The following is a 6,000-nucleotide window of genomic DNA, read 5'->3' on the forward strand; positions in this document are numbered from 1 at the left end:
AAAGAAACAAAAAAAGAGCCCGGCAATCGAATACAGCCCGATTGCCGGAAGAAGCTATGAGCATCAGTTGTACTACTGTGGCTTCGACATGTTAACTCTGCTCTTAGAATTATAGGGTAAACTTATTCTTTAGCAGCAAACATTTTAACCCTTAAACGTTTGGAATGCCTTAAACGGTTTAAACCTTACTTTTTAAAAGCCCCGTCATCCACATCCTTAATGAACTGTATCAGGCCGGGAAAATAATTCTTCTGGTCATCATACATGCTCATGTGGCTGCCGTTGGGACAATACAAATACCTTCCGTTCTGCACCTGGGTGCTCATCCATTTCATGTGTTCGGGATCCATGGTATCGTACTTGCCACCGATGGTGAGCGTGGGCACTTTTATTTTGGGCAGTTCCTTGCTTACATCCCAGTTGACCAGGTTTCCGCCAATACCAAATTCGCTGGGGCCCTGCATGGTAACGTATAACGACTGGTTCATTTTATTGAAAGAGCGAACCATTGGTTCGGGCCACTGATCCAATGGAATGCGGCAGATATGTTTTGCATAAAAGTTCGGGTAAAGCAGTTCCATGTATTTGGGGTTCTTGAAATCGCCTGCTTTTTCGATCTGCCGGATGGTATCCAGTACTTTCGGATCGAACTGCGGCGCCAGTACTTCCTGTGCATATTTACCGTAAGCGGGGCAACTGCTCATCATATTGCTGATGATAAGACCCTTTATATTGTCCTGGTATTTTAATGCGTACTGCATGGCCAGTATGCCGCCCCAGGAATGACCGAGGATGTAAAAATTATCTTTGGTCAGGTGGTGTGCCTTACGAACCTGCTCCACTTCCTCCACAAAACGGCTGAGGTCCCACATGGTTGTGTCGTTTGGATTATCCGAAAGCCCGCAGCCCAACTGGTCGTAATAGATGAATTCGATGTTCTGCGGCTGCAGGAAACTTTCCATGCACTCAAAATATTCGTGCGTGGCGCCGGGGCCGCCGTTGAGCAACAGCACTTTTATCTTAGGGTTATCCCCGTTGTATTTTGTCCATACCTTGAATTTCCCTTTGGGGGTTTCGATGGGGATGATGGTCACCCCGCCGGTCTGTACCTGGTCGAAGAGGTATTTGTTGATGGTCACTTCTTTTGGCTTACCCAGGTTGCAGGAAAAAAACAGGAGGGTCATGCAAAGCATTGGTATCTTTCTCATAAATGATTTTTAGTTCAGAAAAGATAAAATTTTCTTTTGAAATCCCGGAATAAAAGTTTGATGGGGGAATTAATGAACCACATAGGCACATAGATCACATAGACTATTCATGCCATTGGCATGTAAGTTCAAAAAACTATGTTTCCTATGTGCCTATGTGGTTCCCAAAACAAATTCTCTGAAGATGGAATTTTTTATACCCGGCCATTCGTCGTTGATAAAACTGAAGTAAACACTATCCCGTATGGTTCCGTCTTCGTTGATGATGTGTTTGCGGAATACGCCTTCCTTCACTGCACCTATCTTCAGCATGGCTTTTTGCGATTTATGATTGAGTAAGCTTGTTTTTAGTTCAATGCGGTTAAGTCCAAGGGTTTCAAAGCCATAGTTCAGTAAAAGAAATTTACAATGCTTGTTAAATCCTGTTCCCTGCAGGGAGGGGTGGATCCATGTCCAGCCGATCTCCAGTTTTTTGTGCGGAAATTCAATATTGCCGTAGCGTGTGCTGCCCACATATTGCTGTTGCTGTTTATGATAGTAGGCAAAGGGATAGGACCTTTTATTCCTCTTTTCTTCCAGCGCCGTGTCAAAATATTTCCGGAATGATTCCCGAGAATTTATCCGGGCAACGGTGAACAGCCAAAGCGATCCCTCTATGGCCACGGGAAGCAGCAATTCAAAATGTTTTTCCTGCAAGGGTTCGATCCTTACCAGTTCGTCTTCTAAAATGATCTCCTGGTCAAAAAAAGTGGAATGATCCATTTTAAATGGTTTATTGGTTAATCCGTTATCTGTTAATCCGTTATTGGTTAATCCGTTAATTTGTTAATCCGTTAATTTGTAGTGCTGTAAAACCGATAAACTAATTAACTAATTAACCAATCAACGTTTAAGTATCTTAGCCACAATCTTATCGATCGGCAGGCTAACCGACCCTTCTGAAAACTCATCCCAGTTTATGAAACGAAAGGTTTCTGTTTCACCTGCTTCTGCATACACTTTCAATTGCTGTTCGTCAAAATCAAACGGGAAGGAGCGGAGGGGGGCTGTTATTGGTTCCAGCGCTTTTACAAAATAATAAATGGAAATGATCTGGTGACCGGGATTGAAGGCGCTCACCTGGTAAAAGTCGGTGGTGTAGATATGATCGCCTACTTCCACTTTCAGGTTCATCTCTTCCATGAATTCCCTGGCCAGGCATTCCCTCGTGCCTTCGCCAAACTCCAGGCCGCCGCCCGGGAACTTTGTATAGTATTTGCCCCGGATGAATTCATCGCTTACCAGCACCTGTTGCTGCTCGTTCATTAAGATCCCGTAAACCCGTATATTGAACATGTCTATCGCTTTAGCCGTTTCAGGTAATTCCATACTGCCAGTCCGAGGATCACCAGGGATAAGATCACCGGTATCCAGAAGGCCAGGTGGCTTTCGCTGTAGGGGATGGGAACATTCATGCCATAGATGCTGGCGATCAATATGGGGATGCTCAAAAAGATGGTGAGTGTGGTCAGCCGCTTCAATACCTCGTTCTGGTTATTGCTTATGATGCTTGCAAAGGCATCCAGGGTACTGTTCAGGATGGTGGTATAGGTATTGGCCATTTCCAGCGCCTGCGATGTTTCCACGATGAGGTCTTCCAGGAAATCCTTCTCATCGTCGTTGAGTTTTAAGATATTGGTGCGGTTTATTTTCATCATCAGCAATTCGTTGCTGCGCAGGGCGGTGATGAAATACACAAAACTTTTCTGTATCCGCATCAGCTGCAGCAGTTCTTCATTGCGGTTGCTGTCGTACAGTTTCTGTTCCAGGCTGTTGCGGCGTGTGTTTATCTCCTTCAGGTATTCCTGGAACGTGGTGGTTATCTTTTCAAATATCTTCAGCACCATCATGTTCATCTCGTCGGGGTTTCGGTGCTGGAAACTGTTCAGGAATTTTTTGATGGCCTCGTTCTCGAACGAATTGACCGTAACAATGCGGTTATTGGTAAGGATGATACAGATGGGAATGGTGATGTAGAACGCATCGCTCAGGTTGAAGGAATTGTTCTCCGTAGGTGTTTTGATGACAATGAGTTTTACGTTGTCGTCAATTTCATACCGGCTTCTTTCATCAATATCGAGGGAGTCTTTTAAAAAATCAACGGGTATGTCCATTGATTCACTCAGTTCGGTGAACTCTTCCTGTTTCAGTGGCGGAAGCACATTCACCCACACGGCGCTGTCGATCTTGTCAATGGCAAGGGTCTGGTGGTCGGTGTTCTTAAAATACTGTATCATGGCTTGCCGGTGAGGGTTTGTATGCTGTTTAAATGATGTTGGGTATGAAAGATGGTGAAATAGCAAAGTTCCCGTAATGTGATGCGGCCCAGCAGCGGGTGCCTCACCAGGTAATTATCCAGGTCAGCTTCGGTACGGTTCTTTGTAAGGGCATTTACATATTTACGGGTTGCCTTTTCCCATTCGTTCAGCAGTTTTTGTTTGCCGTATCTTATTTCAATGGGTTTGGGAACGAAGCGTGCGCTGGCACGTCCGCCCTCGCTTAGTTTCCTGTAATACTTTTCCTTCACTTCATCAAAGCTTCTTGATGTACGGTTGGGTGTGCCGGCCATCCATTTCACCACGAACCTGGGCAGCCGGTAAGCCAGGCTGGTCATATTGGTGGAGATGACGAGGTGCCGGATATTCTCTGCCACCGACCATTTATCGCCCGGCTTGCTGAACATCACTGCTTCATCTATGGTACGGCAGGTATCTGAAAATAGCCTGAACATTTTTTCAGACGCTGTTATGATCCCGGTCTTTGTCATATTTCAATTTCGCCCTTATATACCAGTTCTGCCGGGCCGCAGAGCCAGATGTTCTCAAAATGATGGTCGTCTATTTTTTCAAATTCAACGCTTAACCTTCCCCCCGGGGTTTTTACTTCCACCCGGTTAAACCCTTTTTCGTTGTGGGCACTCATCAGTGCAGAGGCCGTTACGCCCGTACCGCAGCTGAGTGTCTCATCTTCCACACCCCGTTCGTAGGTGCGCACGAATATGCCGTCATCGTCCGTGGTCTCTACAAAATTCACATTAATGCCTTCCGCCCTGAACTCTTTGCTGTAGCGTATCTCCCGGCCTGTTTCCACCACGTCAACATTGGCCACATCGTTTGCAAATTTTACAAAATGGGGCGAACCCGTGTTTACAACAATATGCCCCGACTGGTAGTCGACACTATATACATCCTGCATTTTTAAACGAACCAGTCCTTGCATGTCGATCTCTGCTTCATGCTTTCCGTCCACGGCCACAAAATGATACGTGTTTTTACGGATCCCCACCAGGCAGGCAAATTTTACCAGGCATCTTCCGCCGTTTCCGCACATGCTGCTGGGGTTCCCGTCGGCATTGTAGTAGATCATTTCAAAGTCGAAGTACTTTTTGGTATTCAGCATCATCAGCCCGTCGGCGCCAATGCCAAAGCGACGGTTACAAAGCAGTTTCACTTCTGCGTTGGTAAGCTTGTCATATTTTTCATCGCGGTTATCCAGTATGATGAAATCATTTCCTGTTCCCTGGTATTTGTAAAATTCTATCTTCATTTTATATGCTTGAATCGGCAAGTACCTGTAATGACCGTTTGATCATGTTCTCTACAGCCAGTTCCCCGTTTGCAGAAAATTCCTTAGTGATGCGGTTGGCAACAATGGCGCTCAGGCTCAGGCAATGGTGGCCCAGTGTTTTTCCCAAACCATAAATGGCCGATGTTTCCATTTCAAAATTAGTGATTCGGTGATTGCCAAAACTAAAATTTGTGAGGTTGTTGATCAGTTGCGGGTAACCAAGGCCCAGCCGCAATACCCTTCCCTGCGGCCCGTAAAAACCCGGACAGGTGACCGTGATGCCCTGGTGATAACCGCTGGTGAAATGTTTTAGCAGTGCCGGGCTGGCCATACTGATATAGGGGGCTACTTTTCCATTGCTCAGTTGTGTATGTGTAACGAATGCATGCATGAGTTGCTTTTCTTCCTCGTTATTCTGGATGCGGTAGAAATGCATGAGGTTATCGAGGCCGAGGCCGTGGGTACTGGCCACAAAACTGTCAACCGGTATTTCTTTTTGCAGGGATCCCGACGTGCCAAAGCGGATGATGTTGAGGCAGGTGAGCTTGTCTTTAACAAGCCTTGTATCAAAGTCAATATTCACCAGCGCATCCAGTTCGTTCAAAACGATATCAATATTGTCGGGCCCGATGCCGGTGCTTACGCAACTGATCCTTTTTTTACCAATGAGCCCGGTATGGGTCACAAATTCCCGGTGATTGTTCCTGCACTCTAGCTTGTCGAAGTGTTTGCTTACTTCTTTCACCCGGTCGGGGTCGCCCACGGTGATGATAGTGGTTGCGATCTCTTCGGGCCGGCAGTTGAGGTGGTATACGGCTCCCCGGTCATTGATGATGAGTTCTGATTCGGCAATGCGGTTCATATTCGTTTATTAGCTGAACCACATAGGACATAGGAAACATAGCTATTCACATAAGTATCTATGTGGGTATTTCTATGTGCCTATGTTTCTATGTGGTTCAATTGATTTTAGATTGGGTGCACAATTTCCTTAAAATTACCCTATTTTTGCGCTTGTAAAAAATGAAAAGGGGAATTCAATTTTTAATTCCTCATTTTTAATTTTTAATTAATCAGGGTCCTGTATCCGCCCGCTGGCGGAAAGGTAAATGGTCCTGTATCCGCCAACTGGCGGATAGGCAAAGCTCAAAGGGTTTTGAAGGATAAAATATACAAATGGTCCTGT

General features: G+C 45.6%; 7 protein-coding genes. All 7 read right to left on the minus strand.

Annotation, left to right across the window (positions count from 1 at the left end):
* Positions 1 to 185: 185 nt before the first annotated feature.
* The 7 genes from IPJ02_17235 to IPJ02_17265 all read right to left on the minus strand — a co-directional run bounded on the left by IPJ02_17235 (position 186) and on the right by IPJ02_17265 (position 5,676).
* A complete protein-coding gene (locus IPJ02_17235; protein ID MBK7377219.1) occupies positions 186 to 1,208 on the minus strand; it encodes a proline iminopeptidase-family hydrolase in 1,023 nt (340 codons plus the stop codon).
* A gap of 153 nt (positions 1,209 to 1,361) precedes the next feature.
* Entirely contained in the window at positions 1,362 to 1,970 is a 609-nt protein-coding gene (locus tag IPJ02_17240; GenBank protein ID MBK7377220.1) for a GNAT family N-acetyltransferase, read from the minus strand.
* Positions 1,971 to 2,090: 120 nt separating this feature from the next.
* Entirely contained in the window at positions 2,091 to 2,543 is a 453-nt protein-coding gene (locus tag IPJ02_17245; protein ID MBK7377221.1) for an NUDIX domain-containing protein, read from the minus strand.
* Positions 2,544 to 2,545: 2 nt separating this feature from the next.
* On the minus strand, positions 2,546 to 3,484 hold the full coding sequence (locus IPJ02_17250; GenBank protein MBK7377222.1) for a magnesium transporter CorA family protein: 939 nt from the start codon (positions 3,482 to 3,484) through the stop codon (positions 2,546 to 2,548).
* The gene (locus IPJ02_17255; protein ID MBK7377223.1) at positions 3,481 to 4,014 is read right to left on the minus strand and encodes a DinB family protein; all 534 of its coding nucleotides are present in this window, start codon (positions 4,012 to 4,014) and stop codon (positions 3,481 to 3,483) included. Before IPJ02_17255 ends, IPJ02_17250 begins: the two co-directional genes overlap by 4 nt.
* Positions 4,011 to 4,793 (minus strand): diaminopimelate epimerase, encoded by a 783-nt coding sequence (locus tag IPJ02_17260; GenBank protein MBK7377224.1) that lies wholly within the window; start codon positions 4,791 to 4,793, stop codon positions 4,011 to 4,013. The genes IPJ02_17255 and IPJ02_17260 overlap by 4 nt, the downstream gene beginning before the upstream one ends.
* Position 4,794: 1 nt before the next feature.
* Complete coding sequence (locus tag IPJ02_17265; protein MBK7377225.1) at positions 4,795 to 5,676, minus strand: nucleoside phosphorylase; 882 nt, start codon at positions 5,674 to 5,676, stop codon at positions 4,795 to 4,797.
* Positions 5,677 to 6,000 lie beyond the last annotated feature (324 nt).

The organism is Chitinophagaceae bacterium (assembly GCA_016710165.1).
In the GTDB taxonomy this organism is placed as follows: domain Bacteria; phylum Bacteroidota; class Bacteroidia; order Chitinophagales; family Chitinophagaceae; genus Ferruginibacter.

Excerpts from the sequence above, each read along its gene's own strand:
- IPJ02_17240 (MBK7377220.1), bottom strand. The coding sequence starts at position 1,970 with ATGGATCATTCCACTTTTTTTGACCAGGAGATCATTTTAGAAGACGAA.
- IPJ02_17265 (MBK7377225.1), bottom strand. The coding sequence starts at position 5,676 with ATGAACCGCATTGCCGAATCAGAACTCATCATCAATGACCGGGGAGCC.
- IPJ02_17235 (MBK7377219.1), bottom strand. The coding sequence starts at position 1,208 with ATGAGAAAGATACCAATGCTTTGCATGACCCTCCTGTTTTTTTCCTGC.
- IPJ02_17245 (MBK7377221.1), bottom strand. The coding sequence starts at position 2,543 with ATGTTCAATATACGGGTTTACGGGATCTTAATGAACGAGCAGCAACAG.
- IPJ02_17250 (MBK7377222.1), bottom strand. The coding sequence starts at position 3,484 with ATGATACAGTATTTTAAGAACACCGACCACCAGACCCTTGCCATTGAC.
- IPJ02_17255 (MBK7377223.1), bottom strand. The coding sequence starts at position 4,014 with ATGACAAAGACCGGGATCATAACAGCGTCTGAAAAAATGTTCAGGCTA.
- IPJ02_17260 (MBK7377224.1), bottom strand. The coding sequence starts at position 4,793 with ATGAAGATAGAATTTTACAAATACCAGGGAACAGGAAATGATTTCATC.